The sequence below is a fragment of the Nostoc cf. commune SO-36 genome, from assembly GCF_023734775.1.
Taxonomy (GTDB): domain Bacteria; phylum Cyanobacteriota; class Cyanobacteriia; order Cyanobacteriales; family Nostocaceae; genus Nostoc; species Nostoc commune_A.
In genome coordinates, this window is the sequence record NZ_AP025732.1 from 1224216 (window position 1) to 1248456 (window position 24241).

Below are 24241 nucleotides of genomic sequence, written 5' to 3' on the forward strand. Positions count from 1 at the left end.
TTTAGCACGTAATAAAATGCCAATAGAACCTGTAAGCGTAAGACCACTTAATCTAGCAATCCGTCTGCCAACAGTCTCATCAATACATACAGTTTGATTTGCAATGACATAGGCAAAATTATTCTTTCATAACGTAATTCCCTTACTCTACATTGTTAAGTAGTGAATCACCATACCGTGGAGCGTGAAAGTTTTTCAACTTCCGTCAAGCTTCAGATGAAAGGATGCCTACTAGTACTCGTACCAAATCTTCTAAACCTTCAGGAACACGATAAAGTTTAATGTCTTCTGTAATTAGTTTCTGTTGTCTATTGAGTATACCAAATTTCCAGTCATCTCCATTAGTAACTGCGCCAAATAAAATTGATGATTGTTCATCTAGAGTCTGCTCCAGAGCTATTAATTCTACTGCTAACTGTGTAAACCCTCTTCTAATATCTGATTGTTTGGCTTCAATCACCAATAGAGAGTTAGATTTATGTAAATAATAATCTAAAGTCCCTTTGAGCTTTTCATCCACATTAATTGGATACTCACTATATAATTGAGCTTTTGTCTGATCGCAAATTTCAGCAAGAATAGGAGCAATCATAAATTCTCTGATTGATATCTCAGCCGTTGGGTTAAAAAGCTTTATATTACGCTGCAAGTAATTTTGCAAAAATTCTAAATAGCTAATATCACCAAAGTATCTTGGTAATTCTAGCTCTGTGCGATCGTAGCTGTACTCAAACTCAGCTACTACATCTATTGTTGGGTTAGGTAACAAAAAATATTGACTAAAAGTGTAACTTTGCTCAGGTTTTAAAATTCTATATTTGCTCATTATTTCTATCGAGAATCAATTACACCGGAGATATTACGAATTACAATTAGGAATTAATAATTGATCTGATTATCTCAATAATTTGCTAAACTCCAACTTTAGGGATAGCAAATTAAGAACAATTTGAGCAGGGAATTGAGAGGGGGTTGCAGAGTGGCTGATGATGAACGCATAGTCAATGCACAACAGATAAATCCAAAAGATTTTTCATGGGGATTATGGCCTGTTGTGCCACTCTACCCTTATGGCAGGCGGCAGACAATCCGCAAAGAAATAGTAAAGGACACAATTTGGAATTTTGACCAAATTCAGGGCATTTTCTACGTTGTTGTGCCGATTCGCATGACTGTTGTTAAGCTCGAAGCTGGGGGTCTTCTCATCTATGCGCCTGTTGCACCAACCCCAGAATGTATCCGGCTTGTGAATGAGTTGGTGGCGGAACACGGTAACGTTAAGTACATTATCCTGCCAACTATCTCCGGCATAGAACATAAGGTATTCGTCGGCCCCTTCGCCAGATATTTTCCGACTGCACAGGTGTTTGTGGCTCCCCATCAGTGGAGTTTCCCGCTAAATCTCCCCCTTAGCTGGCTTGGTTTACCACCGAAACGAACTCAAGTACTTCCAGAAGATAGTAGCAAAACACCCTTTGCTGACGAGTTCGATTATGCAATGCTAGGCCCTATCGAGCTTGGCCCTGGTCGGTTTGCAGAAGTTGCTTTTTTTCATAAGCGATCGCATACTCTTTTAGTAACAGATTCTGTACTTTCTATCTCAGAAGATCCACCTGCGATCGCACTTTTAGATCCATATCCCTTACTATTCCATGCCAAGGATGATGCTACTGATATTGTTGCAGACATTCAGGCAAATCGCCGTAAGGGATGGGGGCGCATCTCGTTGTTTGCTTTGTACTTTCAACCAAAGGCACTAAATATCCGCCAATGGAGTCAGGTGTTCCAAGATGCCTTGAAAGCTCCAGAACGCTCAAGGAAAGCTTATTTTGGATTGTACCCTTTTAAATGGCATCCAGATTGGCAGCGATCGTTTGATGCTTTGCGAGGTGATGGGCGTTTGTTTGTCGCGCCAATTTTACAGACGCTGATTCTCAACCGCGCACCGAAAGAAACGATTGACTGGGCTGATAAAGTTGCAAGTTGGGACTTCGAGTGGATTATTCCTTGTCACTTTGATTCACCGATTAAAGCCAAGCCGCATCAGTTTCGCCAAGCTTTCTCTTTTTTAGAAAAGCAGCCTGCTGTCAGTGCGGGTTTGTTCAGCAGTAGGAGCTATCCTTTGCCAGAGGAGGATTTTAAACTACTTAAAGAAATCGATGCAGGTTTAAATAAGTTTGGGATTGTGCCAGCAGCAAAGGAGAAAGTGTAGGGCGTGAGTTTGTTTTTCGGCTCAAACCCAGTTGTGGTAATAATGATGGCTATATAATCACTTTTTCATCAAAGGAACGGTAGAGCCAGCAAAGTGAATTTCTTTAGCAGCGTTAAGTCCAGATTCTAATGCTCCTTGAAGCCAGCCCCTGGTCTTAGAAGTATGCTCTCCAGCGAAATAAATCTTTCCTTCTGACTTCCCTAATTCTGAAATAGTTTTTTCTCCTGTTCATCTGTTGGATAGGCCCAGCCTCCTTTTGACCAAGATATCTTTTGTCCATGAATAAAAGTGCGATCGCACAGAGTAATTACTTACCCCAGGCAAAAACTTTTCCCAATGCTGGAGTAATTTTTTCTGTTGAGCTTCGCCCTCAAAAGCATCCATCTCAAGAGCTTTTTCTCCTTTAAGATAAGCATGAAGAATACCTGTCTTTTCAGGTTTATCCCAAGTAGTATGCCACAGTTCTTCATCCTTGAAAAATCCCCAGCCATTTAAGTTATCTTTTTCCCAGAAGCGATTAGGAAATTTAACAAAGCCACGGGTTGCTGCTCGATAGTTATATCCTCCTGCCGCAGCCTGTTTTTTTGCTGGAGATAGCTCAGGTGAAAAAGTAATTTGATTTAAAACAGTTAACGGGACAGTACACAACACACAATCAGCAAGATATCGTTGCCCTGATAAGCACGATACTTCAACACCATTAGATGTTTGTACAATCCCAGCAACAGGCTCATCAAGTTTAATTTTTCTAGTCAATGCTTGGGCAAATGCTTGGGGAAGTAGATCAAATCCATCCGTCAGTTTTTGAATCTCTTGGGCACGCATTTGTGGTTGATTTTGAAATAGTTCTTTCGCTGCGACTAATAAAGGTTTTCCGTCTTTCATCGTCAGATATTTCCCATCTGTCGGCGCAAACTGTGAAAGTCTTAAACCAAAATGTTTGATGTAACCAAGGGTTAAATGATGATTGGGTGGGATTCTGGCCGCTCCAAGTTCTACTAAATCCTCTCCTTGGAAGGCTCCTCGCAGGGTTAACACTCTACCACCGACACGTTTCCTTGCTTCTAAAACGGTGACATCATGACCAACTGCCGTTAATTCATACGCTGCCACTAAACCGGCAATCCCTGCACCGACAATAAGCACCTTTTGACGCGGTAATCCTTTGGGCAAAGCGCCGGGGGAAGGTGGTTTTTGGGCTTGTACTTGATCGTAGGTGATAGTTGCGGCGATCGCGAGAGTACTCCGCAATAAAAACTGACGGCGATTTAGGTTGAACATGGATGCGGAACTAGTGATTGGGGAAGGATAGCAATTTAGGGTATTCTTAATTTCTTGGCTAAATAAAGCTACAAGTGTACAGAATAGGATTCCAGATTGAATATAGCAGTGTGAGTAGATTTACGATAGTAATTCGTTTAAGCAAGTCTTAACGTTTAATTCCCTTAAACCTTTCTTGCGCCGCCTGAAATGCTTCTTGCATCACCAATTGAATTTTCTGGGGATCGGGTTTCTTACCTCCCATTAAATCACCAAAGTAAACGCAAGCTGCTTCCCCTAACGCCCAGGTGTAGGCGGCTGCCCAAGATGCTGCGATCGCACTACCAAAACCTGGTATAAATTTAATTAACTCTCGTGCAATTGCCTGTGCTAAAAAACCACCTGCGATCGCACTCACAACTCCTCCCGCCTGTGATGGTGTAATTGTCTGCCCATATAATTTACCCAACAGACCCACCATTGATACTTGCAAGGCAGTGAGTACTGGCATTGTGGCAAATGGCAGAGGTACAGCCGCAAGAGTGGCAGACATAATCGAAAATGGCAAAATATAACGGCGTGCAGCATCTCGATAAAGATTACCAAGTTGCTTCCCTGCTTCTTCTTGATCTAATAGTTGATAAATCGCCTGTGCTTCTGCTTCTGGGAGTAGTTCTGCTAAAGAATCTCGCAATGCTTCTAAGCCATAAAATACCGGATTATAGCCATCTTCTTCTAGGGTAAAGTCAATGAGTACAGAGCGGTCAGTTATTTCTGCAAAGGCTTGCTGCATTGCGACAAATGCGCGGTTGATTTCTTGATAATCTGGTGGATAGGCAGAATGATCGACGGTATCGGTAGGATAAACCTCGTGCAAGCAAGTAACTACCAGCAAACAGGGAATATTTGGATACTGCTGGCGCAACTGTTGAGCAATTTGTCGTAGCGTGTCAGTTGCAAAATCATTAATTTTGACGGTGAGAAGCAAGATTCTAGCGGAACGAGTTTCCTTTTTTAAATCGCCAACTAACTCTTGAATGATTAATTGAGTATCTTGTTTAACATCACCCAACCCTACCGTATCAGTAAAAATCAGTAACGGCAGGTCATTGGAAGGATAGGCATAGCGCTGGGTATGTTGCGTGTGAGGACGAAATCCCTGACCGACAATTTCGGCAGAAACTCCCGTCAATCCCCGGACAATTGAACTTTTTCCAGCTTGGGGTTACCAATCAGCAGCGCTTCAGTGGTTGGCAGTTCGGCTCGAATTTTCTCTAAAATCTCGGCAACCTGAGTTTCGCTCACACTAAACCATCCAACAAGCGTCTGTGCCACTTGTTCTACGGGTAAGAGTTGCGCTAGATGTGTTGTTGCTTTGTTCCAGACACCGCCAATGCGGTTTGTCCACGAATCATCGACCGATTTGGTAGTTGCCCCATCAGTCGGTTCAGTCAATTGCTGAGAATCAGTTGACGGTGAGTCAGCATCACGTTGCTCAGTCATTTCTATCTAAACGTAGAAGACCCTTTTACTCATCTTATAGCGATTCTCAAAGGGATAACTAGTACCGTTAGTATTGTTATCAACCTGGAGAATTGCCTTTTGAGGTAGCGGTGTCTCACACTCCTAGACGAATCGTCGTAGAAAAATGTAGCACAGGTAATTATTGCATCGACTAGTAATGCTATTGCATTGACTTGCAATGCCAGTGTATCGACTTGCAATGCCATTGCATCAACTTGCAATGCCATTGCATCAACTTGCAATGCTATTGCATCAACTTGCAATGCCATTGCATCGACTTGCAATGCCATTGCATCGACTTGCAATGCTATTGCATCGACTTGCAATGCTATTGCATCAACTTGCAATGCTATTGTTTCAGCAATGCTTGTGGTAAATCCTTACCTGGGCTAGTGAAGAATTACATCAAGGGGTCTGAAACTAATTATTTTTGTGAATCCACACGCTGATAAATTTGTACAGTGCTTAAGATTTAGATAGTCTTCAATAGTTGAATAAGTGATGTTTGCAAGCCAATTAAAAGGGAAATTGGTGACTCAAAAGAGTGAATAAACTATGCCGAAAGCTGCAACTATCGGCAAATTATTTGTTTGTGTCCTTAAACAGCACTAACCCGATTATTGACAACTGAAGTTACTCCAAAAATCGATTCAGGTAAGAAAAAGTTATGGCAAATATCATTGGAACCGAAGGTAACGATACCTTACAAGGCATTACCGATTACGAGTTAGACACCCTAACTGGTGGAGGGGGCAAGGATATATTTGTTTACAACGTTAACAACGGAACTGAACAGCCAGACATAATCACTGATTTTGGTGGCATCGGTAAAGGCACAAATCCCTCAGCAACAGTCATTGCTGAAGTCGATACCATCAAATTTGTTGGTGGTGGGTTGACTGCACAAAATCTGGTACTCACCCAGAATGGCACAAACTTGGAAATCGGCTTTGAAGGGATAGGAGGTTATAAAGTTGGATCTCGTCAATTTCAAAAGATAACTAAAGTCATCCTGCAAAACTTTGCTTTGGAAAATCTAGATAACCTCACCAAATCTACTGGAGCCACTCTAAACTCAGGCAATATTCTATTTAATGGGCAAAGCAGTATTCAAGACAGCTTTGATGTCTTCAATGCTAACTCCACTCAAAGCAGTGTCTTTAGAAAAAACACAGTCACCTTCCTCAACGACCTGGACAACAATGTTAACGGTTTTGACAACTCAGATGATGTTATCAACGGTCAAGGAGGTGACGACATCATCAACGGCTTAAGTGGTAACGACTTGCTGCGGGGTGGTACTGGCAACGATACTCTCATTGGTGGTGTGGGCGATGATACTCTTGTTGCTGGTACGAGGAGTGACTTCAATGTTAACAATTCAGAAGGGGATGACCTGCTCGATGGAGGCGATGGTAATGATACTCTCTTCGCCTCTGGCTACCAGTACTACCCTCTATTGTACTTAGAAGGCTACGACTTCCGGTCTAAAGGGAATAACACTCTCAACGGTGGTGCTGGTGATGATACCTTGAGTGCTAGCGGTTCAACAGGCGATAGCCTGCTTATTGGTGGCGATGGCAACGATTCCCTAAACATCTCTGGTTATTCCCAATTACTTTACCTCGAGGACGACTTCAACTCTGTATCGTCTGGCAATAACACTCTCAACGGTGGTGCTGGTGACGATACCTTGAGTGCTAGCGGTTCAAAAGGCGATAATTTACTGTCTGGGGGCAATGGTAATGATTCTGTCTCCATCTCTGGCGGAGAAGATTATAGCTCTAATGAAGACTTTTTCTCTTTCTCTGACTCTCGCTCATCTGGCAATAACACCCTCAACGGTGGTGCTGGTGATGATACCTTGAGTGCTAGTGGTTCAAAAGGCAATAACCTGCTTTTTGGAGGGGATGGCAATGATTCTGTCTCCATCTCTGGCGATTTGAATACATATAATATCCGGTATTATGGTGGCTCTAACAACGAGTCTCGCTCTTTTGGCAATAACACGCTCAACGGTGGTGCTGGTAACGATAACTTGAGTGCTGGTGGTTCAACAGGCGATAACCTGCTGTCTGGTGGCGATGGCAATGATACTCTCTCCGTCTCTGGCTACTACAGCCAACAGATAAGAGACGGAAACGAGGATTTTTACCAGCTTCCCAGTGACTCTAATTCCACAAACAACTCTCGCTCTTCTGGCAATAACACGCTCAATGGTGGCGCTGGCGATGATAACTTGAGCGCTATTGGTTCAACAGGCGATAATTTACTCTCTGGTGGTGATGGCAATGATTCTCTTTCCATCTCTGGCTATGATGATTCTAGCTCCTACTCTGAGTATGCCAACGACCAGCTCATCGACACCTACTACAACGAGTACAACTCTCGCTCTTTTGGCAATAACACGCTCAACGGTGGTGCTGGTAACGATTCTTTGAATGTTGACTCTTCATTAGGCGATAATCTACTCGACGGTGGTGATGGCAATGATACCCTCACAGCGTCTGGGGCTTCTGGTAATAACATTCTCAAAGGTGGCAGTGGCGATGATATCCTCACAGGTGGCAAAGGTAATGATAGCCTTTATGGAGGAAGTGGTAGTGATACCTTTGTTTTCAGTAGTTTCAATGAAGGACTTGATACTATTTATGGCTTCAAAACCACTAATGAAGTAATTCAGGTGTCGTCTGCTGGTTTTGGCGGCGGTTTCTCAGCAGGTGTACTCTTAGCCAATCAATTTACACTTGGAACATCTGCAACCACTAGCACTGAAAGATTTATTTACAACTCCACTACAGGTGCATTGTTCTTTGACCAGGATGGTAGTGCAAGTGCATTTACTCAGGTACAATTTGGTTTAGTTACTGCTGGCTTGTCATTAAACAACAGCAATTTTGTTGTTGTTTAATGATAATAGGACTTACGCATTGACAGAAAAGCCGAAATGACAGGTATGCTTTTCAAAGCTTTTAGCTAAATTTTTCAACTATCTTTTTGCGATCGCAACTAATAAAGGGTGGTTTGGAAAAGGCTGAAACGACCTATTTACGTTAATACACAAGATCATTCGTTTGTACAGTGCGTAAGTCCTAGATAATTAGGGTTCCATCCCTGGGTAGCACGCAAGATCATAAATTTTAAAAGTGCGAGGTGTGGTAAATGATGCAGGATTTTTTGACTAATTTATCAAATCAGCGATCGCTTTCACCAATGCATCTGGATCTACTGGTTTAGAAATATGCATTTGAAATCCGGCTGCTAATGCTTGCTGCTGATTCATTTCGCCTGCATAAGCTGTGAGAGCGATCGCTGGTACGTCTCCTCCTTGCCCTGGCGATCGCGATCGCACTTCACGCATCAGCATATAACCGTCTGTTTTTGGCATTCCAATATCACTAATTAAAATATCTGGAATGGACTCAGACAGCGCTTGTAATGCTTCCTCTGCTGATGCTACGGCGGTTACTTGTACACCGTAGTCTTGCAAAATAAAGGTAATTAAGTCGCGGATATCTGGCTCATCGTCTACTACCAAAATTTGAGTGTCTGAGGGGAGTGGGGAATCAGGCGCACAAGATGAAGATTCATTTTCTTCATGCCGAAGCTGTTCACTTCTGACCAAAAGCGGTAGCTCAACAGTGAAGGTTGCACCCAATTCTTCTCCAGAACTTTCGGCTTGAACAATTCCCCCATGCATCTCTACAACTTTACGCACGATCGCTAATCCTAAACCTAATCCACCAAATGTCCGCGTAATTGTGCCATCAGCTTGGCGAAAGTAATCGAACACATAAGGCAAAAACTCTGGGCTAATTCCCTTACCTGTATCGCTGACCTGAATCTGAGCTTGGTTCCCAACTTCCATGAGTCGAATTTCTACCCGTCCGCCTGCTGGTGTAAATTTTACTGCATTGGAGAGCAAATTCCACACAACTTGTTGAAGCCGATTAGGGTCGCCCATCACTTGTCCCAACCTGGGATCAAATATGGTCTGAATTTGAATTGATTTGGCTTGTGCTGCTAGTTGTACTGTCTCTAGTGCTGCTTCAACTACCATTACCAAGCTCACTGGACAAATATTCAAGTTTAATTTTCCTTGAAGAATGCGAGACACATCCAACAAATCTTCAATTAGCTGAGTTTGTAACTTGGCGTTGCGTTCAATGGTTTCCAAGGCGCGGTTAGTGGTTTTTTCATCAAAATTGCGAGTTCGCAGCATTTTCGACCATCCCAGGATGGAGTTGAGTGGGGTTCGCAGTTCATGGGAGAGAACCGCCAGAAACTCATCTTTGATTTTGTTGGCAATTTCTGCTTGTTGCCGTGCTGTTCGTTCTCGTTGGAGTAAATTACTGCATTCTTTCTCAAATGATTTGCGCTGAGTAATATCCAGTAAGAAAGCAACACCATTATCTTTGGAGTCATCCAGTAAGGCTATCCCCAAAACAATTGGTACTCGCTTCCCGTTGCGCTGGACGTACTCTTTCTCATAAACTCTGGAAACTCCAGTGGCTTGCACTTCCAAAAGGGCGCGATCGTCTAAATGCTTATACTCGGCAGGAGTAAGTTCTCTCCAATTAATTCTACCTAAAGTGGCAAACTCATCACGAGTGTAGCCAGTTAGTTGAAGAAAGGCATCATTAGCATCAACAATAAAGCCATCCAGATTCCAAAAAGCGACACCGATTAAGTTAGATTCAAACAAACGCCGAAATCGCGCTTCACTTTCACGCAATGATTTTTCTGCCCGTTTGTGTTCTGTAATATCACGAGAAACAGTAATTACGCCTTCAATATTTTGATTGGAATTCCGTAATGGTGTGAGGATGTATTCATAATAATGCACCCCATCAGCAGTAACATATTTACACTCATCCTTGATTGGCTGCCCAGTTTTCATGACAGCTTGTCGTTGATTATCTACCTGTTCTATAAGATCTGCGGGTACATCCAGGTCTTGCAAAGTTTTTCCGACAAGATCCTGGGTCTTAAAGCCTAATACGGTAGCTGCATCATGACTGACAAACTGATAGCAACCTCTACGATTAAAGATGTAAATGTGATCAACCGAGGCGGTGAGGATGGCATTTAAAATATTTGCCTGTTCTTGGACTTGGGTTGTAAGTTCACGAGTACTTTCTACTGCTTGCTTGCACACAGTAGTTTCCATACAAACCCCGATCATTCGCACCGGTTTTCCTTGGTCGTTATAGATAAATTTTCCCTTGGCAGAAATCCAATGTACACTTTGGTCTGAGCGAATTATGCGAAATTCATCGTTATAGTCAGTCTTTTGTGCCAAAGCGTGGACAATCCCTTGCATTACAGATTGCCTATCTTCAGGATGAACGCACTTTTGAAAGGTTTCGTAAGGGCCGTCAAAACTACCAGGAAGCACACCAAAAAGCACTTGATAATTCTCAGACCAGATGGCTTTATTGGTAACAACATTCCAATCCCACAAGCCCATCTGGGAAAACTCTAGAGCTAGCTTGAGCCTTTTTTCACTCTCCCCCAGAAAGACTTCTACCTGCTGCCTCTGGGCAATTTCTTGTTGGAGTTGCTGTAAAATTACTGTCACATCTGTAGGCAGATTGAAGGCTGTAGATGTTGCCTGTTCAAAATGCCATTTTTTTACATCATACTCACCAACTTGAATCTGGGTATTTTGTGCTGCTATAGCCAGTTTTGTTTCTAGTTGTATTAATTGATCCTCAAGTGCTGCTTGCCTTTGTTGATAATATATTTCTGATTGCTCTAACTCAGCTACACGCTGACGTAAAACTGCTAATTCATCAGTTAATTTAAAGTTAATTTTATCAACATTTGGCATCTTGCACACTGCTCAAAACTCCAACAATCAATATTGATTTCAAGAGTAAATATCATCTATTTTTATAAGTATGGATTTTTAAACTAACAAATGCAATCCATCAAAAGGCACATAAACAACTGAAAATTCAAAATTCAAAAATTTAAAACTAAGTTCAAATAACCGTAGAAGTGCGGGCATCACAGCTTAATATATGTAAGTTAAATTTAGAACAGCTTAAGAGCCAATTTAATTAATTTTGTCGCAACATAATAAAGGTGCTAGTTATCAGAATTCAGTTGGGTATTCTGTACTACTGGCGAATAGCGCAGCATTAGCGAGTCCGCGCACTCTTGCAAAAAAGCAAACTAGGTGCAGCGTGTCGTCAAGAGCATTTTAATTCTCAATTTGAAATAATTCTTAAAATCGTGTAACAAAATTTTATTTTTATCTACTTAATCTTAAGAGCTAAATTTATTTCTTTAGACGCATGAAAGCTGCACCAATCAATAATCCTACAACTTGCCCCCAGAAGACAGCACCCGATTGATTTACACCAACGGGGGGAATGTTTAAACTGCCGATACCATAAAATAATTGTTGTCCAAACCACCAAAATATATAGAAAAAGGCTGGAACTTCGATGGGAATATACAAAATTATTAGCGGCAAAATTGTGTCAATTTTAGCTTTAGGAAACTTCATAATATACACTCCTAAAACAGCTGCGATCGCACCATTGCCCCCAATCAATGGTACTGTCAAACTAGGTTCAGCCAGAATTTGTACTAAAGATGCGATCGCACCAGTAGCCAGATAAAATCCTAGATAGCGTCCATGCCCGAGAATATTTTCTACAGTTTTTCCAAAAACCCACAAAAATAGTAGGTTTCCTAATATTTGACTAAAACTGCCGTGCAGAAATATTCCCAAAAGTAGTGAGAATGCTCGCCAAATTACAATTATCCAAGCAGCAGAGTTGTTAAAAAAGAGTGCATTTGTAATTGCCCCACTAATCTGCGCTGGAATCACACCCCAACTATTGATAAAATATCCTAATTCACCACTAAATTCTAGTCTAAGTTCCCATAAAAAGACGGCAATATTAATGCCAATTAACCAATAATTAATAATTGGCTTACTCCGACAACGAATATTATCACCAATAGGAATCATATAAATTAGTCATTAGTCATTAGTCATTAGTTATTTTATTATTTATTCTCCCCCTGCCTCCCTTACCTCCCCTGCCTCCCCTGCCCCCTGCCCCCTGCCCCCCTACTCCCCCTTAACGTGTGGCAAGATTGAAATCAGATCGCATCGCACTTAACTAGGTAAACGAGATGCTGGGAAACACACTTGTAGGAAGATACCAAATTATTAGTAACTTAGGAGGTGGGGGTTTTGGTGAAACTTTTGTGGCTTGCGATACCCAATTACCCGGTTCACCCCCATGTGTTGTTAAGAAACTTAAACCCCAGGCAACTGATGCCGTAACTTTGGAGACAGCTAGGCGTTTATTTGATACGGAAGCACAAGTTCTGTATAAATTAGGAACTCACGATCGCATTCCCCAACTTTTAGCTTACTTTGAGGATAATGCCGAATTCTATCTCGTACAGGAATTAATCGAAGGTCATGATCTGAGTGAAGAATTAACATCAGGAAAAACCCTAAGTCAAGAGCAAGTAATTTCGCTTTTACAAGAACTTTTGACAATTTTAGAATTTGTCCATCAACAGAATGTAATTCACCGTGATGTTAATCCTCGAAATATCCTCAGACGAAAACCAGATGGCAAATTAATCTTAATTGATTTTGGTGCAGTTAAACAAATTGCCACTCAAGTTATTACACCGCAAGGTCAAACTATAGCAACAGTAGCTATAGGTACGCCTGGATACATCCCTGGAGAACAAGCTCATGGTACGCCCAAATTAAGCAGTGATATCTATGCTGCGGGAATAATTGCTATTCAGGCTCTCACTGGATTATCACCAGAGGAAATAGCAAAAGATGCTGATACTAACGAAATTATCTGGCAAGATAAAGCGACGGTAACGCCAGAATTTGCCCAATTCTTAGATAAAATGGTGTGCTACGACTTTCGGCAACGTTATCCTTCGGCAACGGTAGCATTACAAGCCCTGAAAGAGTTAACACAACCACCTGACCAAACAATAGCATTAACTCCTATTTCTCCACCAAAAAATATAAGTAAACCTCAACCGAAAAAAGGTATATTAGGGAAAATTCTACTAACGATATTTTTTATTGGTGTTAGCGGAGTAGCATCAATATTTATTTTGAATCACATGAATTCAAATAATGCCATAGAATTATCTAAACAAGGAAATACGCTTTTTGATTTACAACGCTATCCAGACGCGCTAGCAGTATATGAAAAAGCCGTTAATATCCGCCCAGATTATGCTCAAGGCTGGAATGGTCAAGGCAAAACGCTGTATAAATTAAAAAAATACAAAGATTCTTTAGCAGCGTATGATAGAGCAATTCAAATTCAGCCAGATTACTTTGAAGCTTGGAGCGGACGAGGCTTTGTGTTGGGAAGTTTACGCCAATATCAAGAAGCGATCGCGTCTTTTGACAAAGCCTTACAATTAAATAATGATAACTCAGAAGTCTGGAATGCTAAGGGTGAAGCTTTCAGTAATTTAAACCAATATGACCAAGCAATTAAATCTTACGATAAGGCGATTGAACTCAAACCAGATAATTATGAAGCTTGGTACAAAAAAGGATTAGCTTTACAAAATTCTCAGCGATATGAAGAAGCGATCGCAGCATACCAAAAAGTCGCCGATTTAAAACCAGACTATGAGCAAGCTTGGTATAATCAGGGGAATTCATTAGTAAATTTGCAACGCTACCAAGATGCCTTCACCGCTTATGACAAAGCTGTGCAATACCAGTCAAATTATTATCAAGCTTGGTTGTCAAGGGGTAATGTCCTGTTAAATTTACGACGTTATCCAGAAGCAATTGAATCTTTTAATCAAGTAATTAAATACAATCCTAGTAACTATCAGGCATGGTATAATTTGGGTTGGTCGCTGCATCAAAGTCAACGCTATGAAGAAGCAATAAAAGCTTATAGTAGAGCAGCAAAAATTAAGCCGAATGACTATCAAGTCTGGTATAATCTGGGGAATTCACAATATATATTGCAGAAATACGAAGATGCGATCGCGTCTTATAATAAGGCAGTTCGTTATAAACCAGACCATTCCGAAAGCTGGTATAGCAGGGGTAATGCGCTATTAAATTTGAAACGGTTTCAAGATGCGATCGCCTCTTACGATCAAGCAATAAAATACAAGTCTAATTACCAACAAGCAATCGACGGTCGCAACCAAGCCCAGATTCAACTGCAAGGCGAGAAACCAAAGCCTATAATCGTGCCAATTATCCCAGATCCTAATCCTACGAATCCACCGCAGACGACACCCTAGTGCCGCAGGGCGGAAGTCAAAAGTCAAAAGTTTTGTATATCAAGGCTTTTGCAAGTTTTAAACTAGTAGCTTGATTTCCGCCGCACTGTACTAGTAATTGACCAATCCAAAAATGAAAAATTTACCAAGGCATGATTGTGCCTTGCATAGTAAATGCCATTTTTTTCTTTATGATGCGGCAGTTTTTCGTTAATTTTTCTAAAGAAATAGAAAAAATAGCACAACTTGATGGCTTAAATACCTTTGGAATTTTCCGATATGAATTTTTCGATATATTGTCTTAGCCTTTAGCAAAAGCATCACTAGCAGCGCAGCCAGTTTTTGGGTTCATGGGGGGTTGGAATAATTTTTTACTGCCTATAATTATCCTATTTGGGGCAGAAATGTTTACCCTCCCTTGGGGGATGAACCCCTTTACACGTCAATACATCAGCCATTGGAAGTACATTATGGCGGCTTCTATAATCTTCACTTTGCCGACTTTAGGTATTTACGCCTTTTTTAATCGTTACTTTATTCAAAACATCCCCTTTACCGGGGGGAAAAGTTAATAGGCATAGGGCATTGGAAAACTCTTTCCTTCTTCCTTATTCCCCACTCCCCATCCCAAACAGTATTTTGGGCAACAAATTGCACTCCTAACGTGATATTGGTATTACAGAGACTCAATCTCTATCTATCAGTTAATAAGCATTATGGGTTTTGCAGACCTATCGATCGCAGAGATAGCAGCCGACTACAGCATTCCTGTAGAAAAAGTGTTTTCTCTGTGCAACCAACTGGGAATCGCCTACAAACACCAAAAGACCCGTTTGGCGTTAGAAGATGCAAAGGCAATTATTTCCCAAATATCGTCTGAAATACGCCCAAAAGGTACTAGCGACTCGCTGGGTGACAACGAAGCCACCTGAAGGGTTATCATCGGCTTTGGCTAATCACTGATACCTAATGACAAAAAACAATGAGTCATTAGCAATTAGCAGCTTGGAGATTGAGAATCGCGTTCTTAGCTGTGTTGAGCGTCAAAATTTTTGAGGGGAAACATGTTTAGAAGACTAATTGGCGTTGTGGTGGTTACTGTTTTACTCTCGTTTCAGTTGCTTGTCGGTAGCGCGACAGCAGTGGAACTGGACAAAGCTACCCGAACAGTGCCATTAAATACTCAAGGTGAGACAACCGTACTCAGCCTTAAACAAGTCAAAGAAGGCAAACGCTTATTTAATTACGCTTGCGCCCAATGTCATGCGGGGGGAGTTACCAAAACAAACCAGAACGTAGGACTCACACCAGACGATCTGGCACTGGCAACACCTAACCGTAACAACATTGAAGGCTTGGTAGATTACCTGAAAAACCCCACCACTTACGACGGGGAAGAAGAGATTTCCGAAATACACCCCAGCATCAAAAGTGCAGATATTTTCACAGCAATGCGAAATCTGACGGATGAGGACTTGGAGGCGATCGCCGGTCATATTCTCTTACAACCTAAAATCGTTGGCACTAAGTGGGGAGGCGGGAAAATCTATTACTAAATCCTGGAACTGAATCATTGGGAATAGGGAATAGGGCATTGGGAAGAATTCATTCTCAATTCTCCATTCCCCATTCCCTAGTTTTCACCGAAGTTTGGCTGCTTCGGTTCTCACAAGGGCACAAAAAATTTTTGAAAAGTCAAAATATTCCTAAAGTAAAAAGAAAAATATCTTATTTTACTTTTACCTTTATTGGCAGGCATTTTGTGCTATGTCAGTCTAGTATTTATTACTATTTGCACAACTTTTTGCAATAAATTGCTCCTCATTCTTAAAAAAAAATTTATCTATGACAGATTGTCATATTTGGCGTTGATTTTATTTAAAATGAGAAAGGGAAAAAATTATATGTTGGGAGAGAGGTATGAAATTAATTTCGGCAAGCTTGCGACGCCTTAGTTTAGCTGTGTTGACAATCCTTTTAGTTGTTAGCAGCTTTGCTGTTTTTACTCCCAGTGCTTCGGCTGAAACCTACAAGGTGAAATTGGGTAGCGATAAAGGAATGCTGGCTTTTGAACCGAAAAAGTTGACCATTAAACCAGGCGACACGGTTGAATGGGTGAACAATAAAGTTCCTCCCCATAATGTTGTGTTTGATCCTGCCAAGAACCCGACCAAGGATGCCACTTTAGCAAAATCTCTATCTCATAAGAATTTGCTGATGAGTGCTGGTCAAAAGGAAGCAACTATCTTCCCCGCAGACGCACCTGCTGGTGACTACACTTTCTACTGCGAACCCCACCGTGGTGCTGGCATGGTTGGTACAATCACTGTCGAAGGCTAAGAACATCGCCATTGACAACAAGATAATTTCTCAATGAAATTAGTTCATAGCGACACGCTACACTCCTAAGAGTGACGCACAAAATTCATGAAATGGCGGTAATGAGTCCCATCATCTCCTAAGACGCTAAACAACCTGTAGCGATGGAAGGATGAACTCGTTACCGCCAATTTTGATCAAATTTGACTTAATCGGAGATTAATCGCGTTTATACTCTTGCTGGAGGCTTGTTGCGAGGAAATTTTCTTGAGAATACTTTTATTAATCCTACTGTCAGCGATCGCTTTATTCAAATTGACATTCATTAGTCCAGCACTAGCTGCCGAAACATCTAACGGTGCTAAAATTTTCGAGGCTAACTGTGCCTCTTGCCATATAGGTGGCGGCAACATCCTGATTAGCCAGAAAACCTTGAAAAAGGAAGCATTGTCAAAGTATCTAGAAAATTATGATAGCGAATCAATCCAGGCGATTATTCATCAAGTGCAAAATGGCAAAAATGCCATGCCTGCCTTTAAAGGCAAGTTAAGCTCTGAGGAGATTCTGGAGGTTGCTGCTTATGTTTTTCAAAATGCAGAACATGGTTGGTAAAATAGGGTAGCACAGATGTGCTACCCTACTTTTTATTTATTAATCCAAAATCACCCATTGGTGATTATTTCTCTGGATTGGACTTTTGTCTGTTTTCCTTCACTTGGCGTAACCGTTCTACTAATTTTTGATCGGATTCCGCAGAAGGTGTAGGCTGACTCTTATTCACTCTGGGTAGCAATAACGGTTCGGGAGTAGTAGCTGCCGATGAAGGCGTGGGCTGGTTATTTCTGATTCGCAGTTCAGATAATGGTTTAGAAGTAACTGCTGGTGAGGGGATAGGTTGACTGCTATTGACTCCCGGTATAGATAATGGTTTGAGACTATCTGTCGGTGAAGGCGTAGGCTGGTTATTTCTGATTCGCAGTTCAGATAATGGTTTGAGACTATCTGCGGGTAAAGACTTAGGCTGGTTATTTCTGATTCGCAAATCAGGTAATGCTGCTGGTGAGGGGATAAGCTGATTGTTATTTATTGCCGGTGCAGATAATAACGAGGGCTTTTGCTCTTGAGTAGTAGCTGTACTATTGCTACCGTTGTTTTGGAAAAGGAGATTAAATGGATAGGAACTAATCTGTTTATCTCCCTTGGGGGATTGCTTGTTGAAATATTCTCTTGCTTGTGATTGCAATTCCGGTGAGACTAGCTTGTCTTGAAACTTAATATCTAAGACCTTACCATCGGGATCTACCACCAATACACCCAAAACAGCACCTTGAAGATTCGGTTTATCCGTGGGTAATGTTTGGCGGATAACTGGTTTTTGTTGAGCGTTGGGGTATTGTTGCTGGACTTCTTTTCTCAGGTTGGCGTAGGAGTCTAGCTGTGTGTAAATGCTTTGCGGCTTGTTGTTAGACATTGCCAGTTGACTTTCCCTCGCCGATAAATCGCCTATCTGGGATGTGCCTCCCCTGGTTCCAATTAAAGTATTCCCACTCCTTGGAGCTTGTTTTAGAGAACTTATCAGCTGGTTTTGCGGAATTCTAGACGCATCATTAATCGGTTGCGTCATTTGTGAAGTTGTATTTACCTGCGCTGTTGCAATAGGGGCAGTATCAGATAAGTTGGGAGATTGGGAATTTTGCAGAATCTCATCAGGTATTTTCTGCGACTGCAATTCTGGCAACCTATTTACATCCAAAGGCTTAGGTGGCTCGTATTGGCTGGCAGTGTTATTTACAGGGGAAATTGAAGGAGAAAATTTAGGGCTAGTATTAAATTTAGAATTGTCAAATTTAGATGCGTCAAACCGCAAATTATTACTAGGAATCATCCGCAAAGACTGCCTTGGAGGCAAGGAGGAAACCCGATAGTTATTTGATGATGGGGGGAGTGGAGGCAGTACCAACTGGCTGGATGGCGGTGGCGCTAAAGGTGATAATCCAGCTTGGGTGCTAAAGTTCGGAGCAGAAAGCGGGGCTATTGGAGGAAGTTGTTGTAAACCAATTTGGGGTGTGGTTTGTGGTAAACGGTTTTGGTCGGCTTGGCTCAATTCCAAAAGTCCGACTGTTTTGGATGATGCTGTTTCTTTAGGCTTGTTAGAATCCACAGGCATTAATGGCACAATCATGGCGATCGCACCGTGAATACCAAGGGAAGCTATAGCTGCTATCCCAATTGGTTGGCTTAAGATTTCTGGTATATTTTTCAGCAGGGAGACGTAAGACATAGCTGTTATCGTTCACTCACTCAGTTGCAGTTGACTAGCGATTTTCTCTTTCCGAATATATTGCAATATCTGGTAAGAGATGCGTTCCTCAAAGGAAGTAATAACTTTCTCTACTGGCAATCAAAACGCCCAAGTTGCCATTTATTTAAGTTTCTAATTGATCAATAACGGTGTTTCATATCTTCAAATTTGAGCTTGCTAAAGAGAAATTTGAAAAATTACTGCTTTTGATTTTTGGTTCTTATGACGCACACAATTAAAATTAATATCTGGGATATTTATAAAGTTTAAGTGAACACCCAAATCTGAGTACATCCCAACATCTGCGGAAGTTGCCTTGTTTTTCTATTGTTTTCCAGTCAACTGAGCTTTTGTAGCAGATGGCACACTTGATTGTTACCAGGATAGTACCCTATGTGAAAATACTACCACATCAGCAGCCCTGAAAACTGTTGCAGATTGTACAATTACTATTGAAATTCTCCCCCCTAAACTCCACCAAAACTATTTGGGTTTCGATAAAAGGAGTCGGTAATACAATCGTAATTCTAGCTTCAGAATCTGACTACTTCTGCTTCAAAAAAGTTCAAACCCTGAATCATTGCAGCCAAAATTTAAAATGCCGTTACCAATAGTTATTTTACCTGGATATTTAGAAAATGCGATCGCTTACCGCCAACTAGAACAATCGCTACAGCAGTTAGATTTTCCCACGGTTACAGTTCCACTACGACGGCGTGATTGGCTCCCTACTATTGGCAGAAGACCCGTTACATCGATTTTGCAACAACTCGATCAGACAATCAAGCATATATTGCATCAATATAATGCTACTCAAATAAACTTGATTGGTCACTCAGCCGGAGGTTGGATATCCCGCATTTACATGGGAGAAAAGCCTTATTTGGCAGGCGGTAATGTCAAACCGTTTCTCTGGGAAGGGCATCCCCTGGTTGCGACTTTCATCACCTTGGGCACACCCCATATCAGCCAAGAACGCTGGACACGCTCTAATTTAGATTTTGTTACCAATAACTACCCAGGAGCTTTTTATAAAAACGTTCGTTACGTTTGTGTAGCTGGCAAAACTATCTTTGGACAAAGGCGGCCTGGTAGTTGGTTAGCTTACAATAGCTACCAATTAACCTGTGGTAAGGGTAACACTTGGGGAGATGGAATCACACCCATTGAAGCTGCTCATTTAGAGGGGGCAGAAAATCTGGTGATTGAAGGTGTGAGGCATTCTCCCCGAAGTCCGGGAATTTGGTATGGCTCACCAGAACCCTTAAAAGCTTGGGTGCAATATTTGATTTAAAAAACTTTATCAAACAGAATTCAGGAGTCAGGAGCCAGAATGGGCTAAACGCCCCGCTACCGCTAACAGAATTGAATTCTGTGCGACTGGTAATGAATAAACGGGTTTAAAACCCCAGACGCTCGATAGCGCAGCGTTAGCGACGCAGGAGCGTCTGACTCGCTTGCCGCCGGCGCTATAGTCTGCACGGTGTCTACAATTGGTTGGGGTCTGAATCCCCAACGAAAGTGATTCTGACTCCTGAATTCTGACTTCTGAATTCTTCTTCAACTAAATACAACATTATTAATATTTCTTAGCTAAAATTATAATAAATACTTAGTTAAGAACAGGAGGGGTGAGCTATGCAAAGCACCCAGTTCGATAAGATTTTGCGGCGAATAGCGACGATATTATCAGTCGTGATTCTGACTCTGTGTTTAATTTATGTATCTACCGGAGTTTTGCTTGCTTTTTACTATGAACCAACAGCAGGCGGAGCTTATAACTCCTTAAAGATGATTAATACACAACTGCCATACGGCTGGTTGTTTTTAAGAGCGCATGATATTGCTGGTAACGCCATAATTGCGATCGCTCTAATTCAAATTGTAGTGATGTTTTTAGGTCGGCAATTTCGCAAGAGTTGGCTGGCTGCTTGGATTAGCGTGATTTTGTTGACCCTAAGTGCGATCGGGCTGGATTGGACAGCGATGATTTTAGATTGGACTCAGGAAGGATACTGGCGGTTTAGCATTGAGCTAGGAACGATCGAAGCTATTCCTTTCATTGGTGGGCAACTGCGCGAAATCCTAACTGGCGGTGGAGCCATCAACACAACTACCGTCGAACACCTTTACACAATACACAGTTATCTGATTTCGGTAACGACGCTAATTCTTGCTGTAGTACATTTGTCTGCTTTACTCTGGCAAGAATCGCAAGGGGAATTAGGAGAGAGGCAATTAATAGCTTCTCTACAGGAGAGAGGCAATTAATCGCCTCTGTACAGCAGTTACTATTTTGTCCCCAATCCCCAATCCCCTCATCCCCCAGGAACCTCACTAGGAGAAAGTTGAGATAATTGGGCCAGAGATAAGTCCTCAACCTCCGGTAGCTTTTTTAAGGAAAGGGGAGTGGATTGGGTAGCACCAGATAAACGTTTTAAAAGGCTAGGCCTGGGGTCATGCAACAGGTAAATAATGCGATCGCCAATTTCCCACTCGTATTTTGCTGGCATTACCTGTAAGCGTTCTTTTCGTTCTACCAATAGCGGTATCAACGCCCCAGTCCTAATCATTTCTTGGATACGCTCATTTTGACTAGAAAATTCTAACTCATCGAGTGTGGTTGTTCCCAACTTCACTCGCCCATCATTCAAATACTCATTCCAAGTTTTAATCGCTAAATCTGGAATAAAAGCTTGATTAACTTTATTACTAACCGAAATATTTGCTTGCGGATCGCGGGGAAAAACAGCTAAAACGCGAGGCGGATTAAACTCCTCAGCTGCTCGTTGAGCCAAAACAAAATTCACCTCCCCATTACTTGTCATCGCCAAAAAAGTACCCATAGAGGCAAGTCCTGCCTCTTCCAAAACAGCAGCATCCAGCGCACTGCTGGCAATCACTCGGAGATTTTGTGCCTCAGCTTGAACAAGATATTGGGGGTCAGTATCAATCATCACCACATTTTCTCCCCGTTCTTGAAAGAATCGGGCAATCAAAAGACTCAAGGGATTACAACCCACAATAACTGCCCCAGTTGCATCTTTGGAGGTAATTTGCAGCCATTGAGCAACCCAACCAGCTGTTAGCCCTTGGCAGACAACAGTCATGATAATTGTCAGGAATACCAGAGCTTTGATAGAATCGCCGCCGTTAATGCCGCGCTGTGTCAGCGAAATCGCAAAAAAAGAAGCTACGGAAGCGGCAACAATTCCTCTCGGAGCAACCCAGCTTAAAAATACTTTCTGTCGCCAGTTTAGGTCACTATTCCAGGTACACAAGAGGATATTAATCGGGCGAACGACAAACATTAGTACCAAAACGGTGAATACGCTACCCCAACCCAAAGCAAACACACTGGCAATAGATAAATCAGCAGCTAATAAGATAAATAGCACCGAGACACTAAGGATTGTCAGTTGACCCTTAAAGCTTCGTAACAGTCGTTCTTCTGGGACTGACGAGTTCGCAAATACTGCCCCTGCAACTACTGTTGTCATTACTCCCGATTCACTGCGGATCATTTGCGATAAGGTAAACAGGCTCCAAAGTATCGCCAATACCACTAAGTTTTTTAGCTCAAATGACAGAAAACTAGCGCGTTTAAAAATCAAACTCATCAGATAACCGCCAGCCCCGCCAATTGCCGCACCAACACCCAGGCGCATCAGTAAACCAGCGATCGCATTGATGGGGTCAGCATCACCGTTCAAAATCGTATCGAGGACAACGAAGGCGAGGATAGCCCCTACGGGGTCAATTAAAACTCCTTCTCCTTCCAAAAGCGTTGCTACTTGCCGATCTACATTAATTTGTTTCAGCAAAGGGCCAACGACCGTTGGGCCTGTCACCACAATTATGGAAGCATAGAGAAAAGCTATGTTCCAAGGAAATTCGCCCAGCCAGTGGGCTGCCATGCTCCCACCTAGCAATGTGATTAGCGTTCCTTGAGTCACCAGCAATTGCAAGCTGACTGAAACTCTGCCTAATTCTCGTAAATCCAAGTTAAGTCCGCCTTCAAACAAAATTATTGCCGTGGCGAGGGCGACAATAACTTCTAGTCCAGTGCCTAGCGAATGGGGATGCAATAGCCCTATACCATCAGAGCCAAACAGAATGCCCAACAGCAATAACAAGACGATGCTGGGGACACGAAGGTATGCAGCTAGCACTTGGGCGCTAATGCCAGCAAAGACAGCGATCGCCATCTGTGTGGTGATTTCAAAAGATGCTTCCATGTTGTAGATTTTGAGCGATTTATTTCAAAATCTTTTGTAAAAAACCGTAGATATTAACTTTACAAGTATTAGAGCAGAAAGCCTAGCAGTGGCAAGGTCAACTCAGGAACCTTGCCAATCATACCCTTTGTCCATTGCTGAATTTAGCGTTTTTTCTATCTGGGCATCTCTCGAAGTTCAGAGCGCCGGACGCTGATGAACCCTGCGGCTTGCCGCAGAAGCATCTAGAGAATTCTTTTGGTGTCTCCATGTTTTTTGTATCCTCTTCAAGTTTTTGCCTCCACCCAGTTTAGCCGCCACAAACTTTTTTTTTGCAAAACCTGTTGACAACTGCCAGGAAATTGGTTAACTTATAAAAGGTCTGAGTCCGATGCCCCCATCGTCTAGAGGCCTAGGACACCTCCCTTTCACGGAGGTAACGGGGATTCGAATTCCCCTGGGGGTACTTAAAAACAATAAAAAGCAAGAGCTTTTTTGTTGGCAGCTTGCAAAGCAAAACCATCATCCAGAAATCAACCTGAATGATGGTTTAACTAATATGGTTCTTTGCTGGCTAGTTCTTCTACACGTTGGTGAATAGCCGCAAGATTTAAGCGCAAATCTTTACTCAGACGATTTTCAATGATTCCCACAGGCATAGTGAGTTTAGGCCAAACTTGAATTGTATAGCACAGATTTGTGCCGACAAACTCACCGAGGGAATAAGGCTCTAAGCACCAGCTACCAGAAAAGCCTTTAAAATCTCCCTCTACCATGCAGAAATTAATTTCTTTGGGGAAGCATTCTTGCAGATCCAGAACCACCCGCGCAGAAAAGTTGAAATTCAGTAGGCGCTGGGAGCCTACTTGCTCTAGTCTAATTCCACCATTGGGATGCTCGATTAGACAACTTTTAGCGAGGTTGGGGAGAAAGTTAGGCAATGCTTCATAATCTGTCAGAACTTTCCAGATTTGTTCCACTGGTTGAGGAATTTGAACTTTGGCAGTGATTTGCCTTTGTCGCTCTGCTATTTTCTTAATTTGAACTTCTACCTTAACAGGCAAATCTCCTTCTAGGTTAATGTCATCAGTGGGAGACTGCAAATCAGGGTTCTCTGTTGTGTTCTGTTTTTTAGTCACTTTC

The 24241-nt window shown here is 42.0% G+C and carries 16 protein-coding genes, 1 tRNA gene and 3 pseudogenes; 11 read left to right on the forward strand and 9 right to left on the reverse strand.

All coding sequences use genetic code 11. The annotated features are described in order from the left end of the window. Window positions 1–205: 205 nt before the first annotated feature. Window positions 206–826, reverse strand: coding sequence for a hypothetical protein (locus ANSO36C_RS05390; RefSeq protein WP_251958706.1), 621 nt, complete (start codon window positions 824–826; stop codon window positions 206–208). A gap of 153 nt (window positions 827–979) precedes the next feature. On the opposite strand from ANSO36C_RS05390, the gene ANSO36C_RS05395 reads away from it, so the two are divergent. Next, a complete protein-coding gene (locus ANSO36C_RS05395; RefSeq protein ID WP_251958707.1) occupies window positions 980–2212 on the forward strand; it encodes a DUF4336 domain-containing protein in 1233 nt (410 codons plus the stop codon). Between the two features lie 57 nt (window positions 2213–2269). On the opposite strand, the pseudogene ANSO36C_RS05400 reads toward ANSO36C_RS05395, so the two are convergent. The 3 genes and pseudogenes from ANSO36C_RS05400 to ANSO36C_RS05410 form a co-directional block, all read right to left on the reverse strand. Then, window positions 2270–3493 (reverse strand): annotated as a pseudogene (locus ANSO36C_RS05400) (flavin monoamine oxidase family protein). Between the two features lie 148 nt (window positions 3494–3641). Then, window positions 3642–4975 (reverse strand): annotated as a pseudogene (locus tag ANSO36C_RS05405) (GTPase family protein). Window positions 4976–5004: 29 nt separating this feature from the next. Continuing rightward, entirely contained in the window at window positions 5005–5343 is a 339-nt protein-coding gene (locus ANSO36C_RS05410) for a hypothetical protein (RefSeq protein WP_251958708.1), read from the reverse strand. 320 nt (window positions 5344–5663) lie between these two features. On the opposite strand from ANSO36C_RS05410, the gene ANSO36C_RS05415 reads away from it, so the two are divergent. Beyond that, window positions 5664–7907 carry a beta strand repeat-containing protein gene (locus tag ANSO36C_RS05415; RefSeq protein ID WP_251958709.1) on the forward strand — a complete coding sequence of 748 codons (2244 nt, stop codon included), beginning with the start codon at window positions 5664–5666 and terminating at the stop codon, window positions 7905–7907. Between the two features lie 270 nt (window positions 7908–8177). On the opposite strand, the gene ANSO36C_RS05420 is transcribed toward ANSO36C_RS05415, so the two are convergent. After that, on the reverse strand, window positions 8178–10829 hold the full coding sequence (locus tag ANSO36C_RS05420; protein ID WP_251958710.1) for a hybrid sensor histidine kinase/response regulator: 2652 nt from the start codon (window positions 10827–10829) through the stop codon (window positions 8178–8180). Window positions 10830–11282: 453 nt separating this feature from the next. Then, entirely contained in the window at window positions 11283–11984 is a 702-nt protein-coding gene (locus tag ANSO36C_RS05425; protein WP_251958711.1) for a rhomboid family intramembrane serine protease, read from the reverse strand. Between the two features lie 167 nt (window positions 11985–12151). Between ANSO36C_RS05425 and ANSO36C_RS05430 the strand changes: the two genes are divergently transcribed. From ANSO36C_RS05430 to petJ, 6 genes and pseudogenes are all read left to right on the forward strand, one after another. Then, the gene (locus ANSO36C_RS05430) at window positions 12152–14281 is read left to right on the forward strand and encodes a tetratricopeptide repeat protein (protein WP_251958712.1); all 2130 of its coding nucleotides are present in this window, start codon (window positions 12152–12154) and stop codon (window positions 14279–14281) included. 122 nt (window positions 14282–14403) lie between these two features. Next, a pseudogene (locus tag ANSO36C_RS05435) lies at window positions 14404–14832 on the forward strand (carbohydrate ABC transporter permease); the annotation flags it as partial. Window positions 14833–14976: 144 nt separating this feature from the next. After that, window positions 14977–15192 carry a hypothetical protein gene (locus ANSO36C_RS05440; protein ID WP_190942874.1) on the forward strand — a complete coding sequence of 72 codons (216 nt, stop codon included), beginning with the start codon at window positions 14977–14979 and terminating at the stop codon, window positions 15190–15192. A gap of 132 nt (window positions 15193–15324) precedes the next feature. Then, window positions 15325–15816 carry a photosystem II cytochrome c-550 gene (psbV, locus tag ANSO36C_RS05445; RefSeq protein ID WP_118167482.1) on the forward strand — a complete coding sequence of 164 codons (492 nt, stop codon included), beginning with the start codon at window positions 15325–15327 and terminating at the stop codon, window positions 15814–15816. A gap of 364 nt (window positions 15817–16180) precedes the next feature. Then, complete coding sequence (gene petE, locus ANSO36C_RS05450; RefSeq protein WP_251958713.1) at window positions 16181–16600, forward strand: plastocyanin; 420 nt, start codon at window positions 16181–16183, stop codon at window positions 16598–16600. Between the two features lie 246 nt (window positions 16601–16846). Next, complete coding sequence (gene petJ / locus ANSO36C_RS05455; RefSeq protein WP_251958714.1) at window positions 16847–17191, forward strand: cytochrome c6 PetJ; 345 nt, start codon at window positions 16847–16849, stop codon at window positions 17189–17191. Window positions 17192–17255: 64 nt separating this feature from the next. Here the strand turns inward: petJ and ANSO36C_RS05460 are convergent, their stop codons facing one another. Further along, window positions 17256–18860, reverse strand: a complete 1605-nt coding sequence (locus ANSO36C_RS05460) for a hypothetical protein (protein WP_251958715.1) — start codon at window positions 18858–18860, stop codon at window positions 17256–17258. A 619-nt stretch (window positions 18861–19479) separates the two neighbouring features. Between ANSO36C_RS05460 and ANSO36C_RS05465 the strand changes: the two genes are divergently transcribed. Next, entirely contained in the window at window positions 19480–20175 is a 696-nt protein-coding gene (locus ANSO36C_RS05465; RefSeq protein WP_251958716.1) for an esterase/lipase family protein, read from the forward strand. A 344-nt stretch (window positions 20176–20519) separates the two neighbouring features. Continuing rightward, window positions 20520–21152, forward strand: a complete 633-nt coding sequence (locus tag ANSO36C_RS05470) for a cytochrome b N-terminal domain-containing protein (protein ID WP_251958717.1) — start codon at window positions 20520–20522, stop codon at window positions 21150–21152. A 47-nt stretch (window positions 21153–21199) separates the two neighbouring features. Here ANSO36C_RS05470 and ANSO36C_RS05475 read toward each other — a convergent pair whose 3' ends face one another. After that, window positions 21200–23119, reverse strand: coding sequence for a cation:proton antiporter (locus tag ANSO36C_RS05475; RefSeq protein WP_251958718.1), 1920 nt, complete (start codon window positions 23117–23119; stop codon window positions 21200–21202). 372 nt (window positions 23120–23491) lie between these two features. Between ANSO36C_RS05475 and ANSO36C_RS05480 the strand changes: the two genes are divergently transcribed. Then, window positions 23492–23564 (forward strand) — tRNA-Glu (locus ANSO36C_RS05480). An 88-nt stretch (window positions 23565–23652) separates the two neighbouring features. Here ANSO36C_RS05480 and ANSO36C_RS05485 read toward each other — a convergent pair. Beyond that, the gene (locus ANSO36C_RS05485) at window positions 23653–24237 is read right to left on the reverse strand and encodes an SRPBCC family protein (RefSeq protein ID WP_251958719.1); all 585 of its coding nucleotides are present in this window, start codon (window positions 24235–24237) and stop codon (window positions 23653–23655) included. Window positions 24238–24241 lie beyond the last annotated feature (4 nt).

Bases quoted from the DNA above. Each gene is read 5' to 3' on its own strand.
- ANSO36C_RS05415 (WP_251958709.1), top strand. From the start codon at position 5,664: ATGGCAAATATCATTGGAACCGAAGGTAACGATACCTTACAAGGCATT.
- ANSO36C_RS05460 (WP_251958715.1), bottom strand. From the start codon at position 18,860: ATGTCTTACGTCTCCCTGCTGAAAAATATACCAGAAATCTTAAGCCAA.
- psbV (WP_118167482.1), top strand. From the start codon at position 15,325: ATGTTTAGAAGACTAATTGGCGTTGTGGTGGTTACTGTTTTACTCTCG.
- ANSO36C_RS05465 (WP_251958716.1), top strand. From the start codon at position 19,480: ATGCCGTTACCAATAGTTATTTTACCTGGATATTTAGAAAATGCGATC.
- ANSO36C_RS05425 (WP_251958711.1), bottom strand. From the start codon at position 11,984: ATGATTCCTATTGGTGATAATATTCGTTGTCGGAGTAAGCCAATTATT.
- petE (WP_251958713.1), top strand. From the start codon at position 16,181: ATGAAATTAATTTCGGCAAGCTTGCGACGCCTTAGTTTAGCTGTGTTG.
- ANSO36C_RS05440 (WP_190942874.1), top strand. From the start codon at position 14,977: ATGGGTTTTGCAGACCTATCGATCGCAGAGATAGCAGCCGACTACAGC.
- ANSO36C_RS05430 (WP_251958712.1), top strand. From the start codon at position 12,152: ATGCTGGGAAACACACTTGTAGGAAGATACCAAATTATTAGTAACTTA.
- ANSO36C_RS05475 (WP_251958718.1), bottom strand. From the start codon at position 23,119: ATGGAAGCATCTTTTGAAATCACCACACAGATGGCGATCGCTGTCTTT.
- ANSO36C_RS05390 (WP_251958706.1), bottom strand. From the start codon at position 826: ATGAGCAAATATAGAATTTTAAAACCTGAGCAAAGTTACACTTTTAGT.
- ANSO36C_RS05470 (WP_251958717.1), top strand. From the start codon at position 20,520: ATGCAAAGCACCCAGTTCGATAAGATTTTGCGGCGAATAGCGACGATA.
- ANSO36C_RS05420 (WP_251958710.1), bottom strand. From the start codon at position 10,829: ATGCCAAATGTTGATAAAATTAACTTTAAATTAACTGATGAATTAGCA.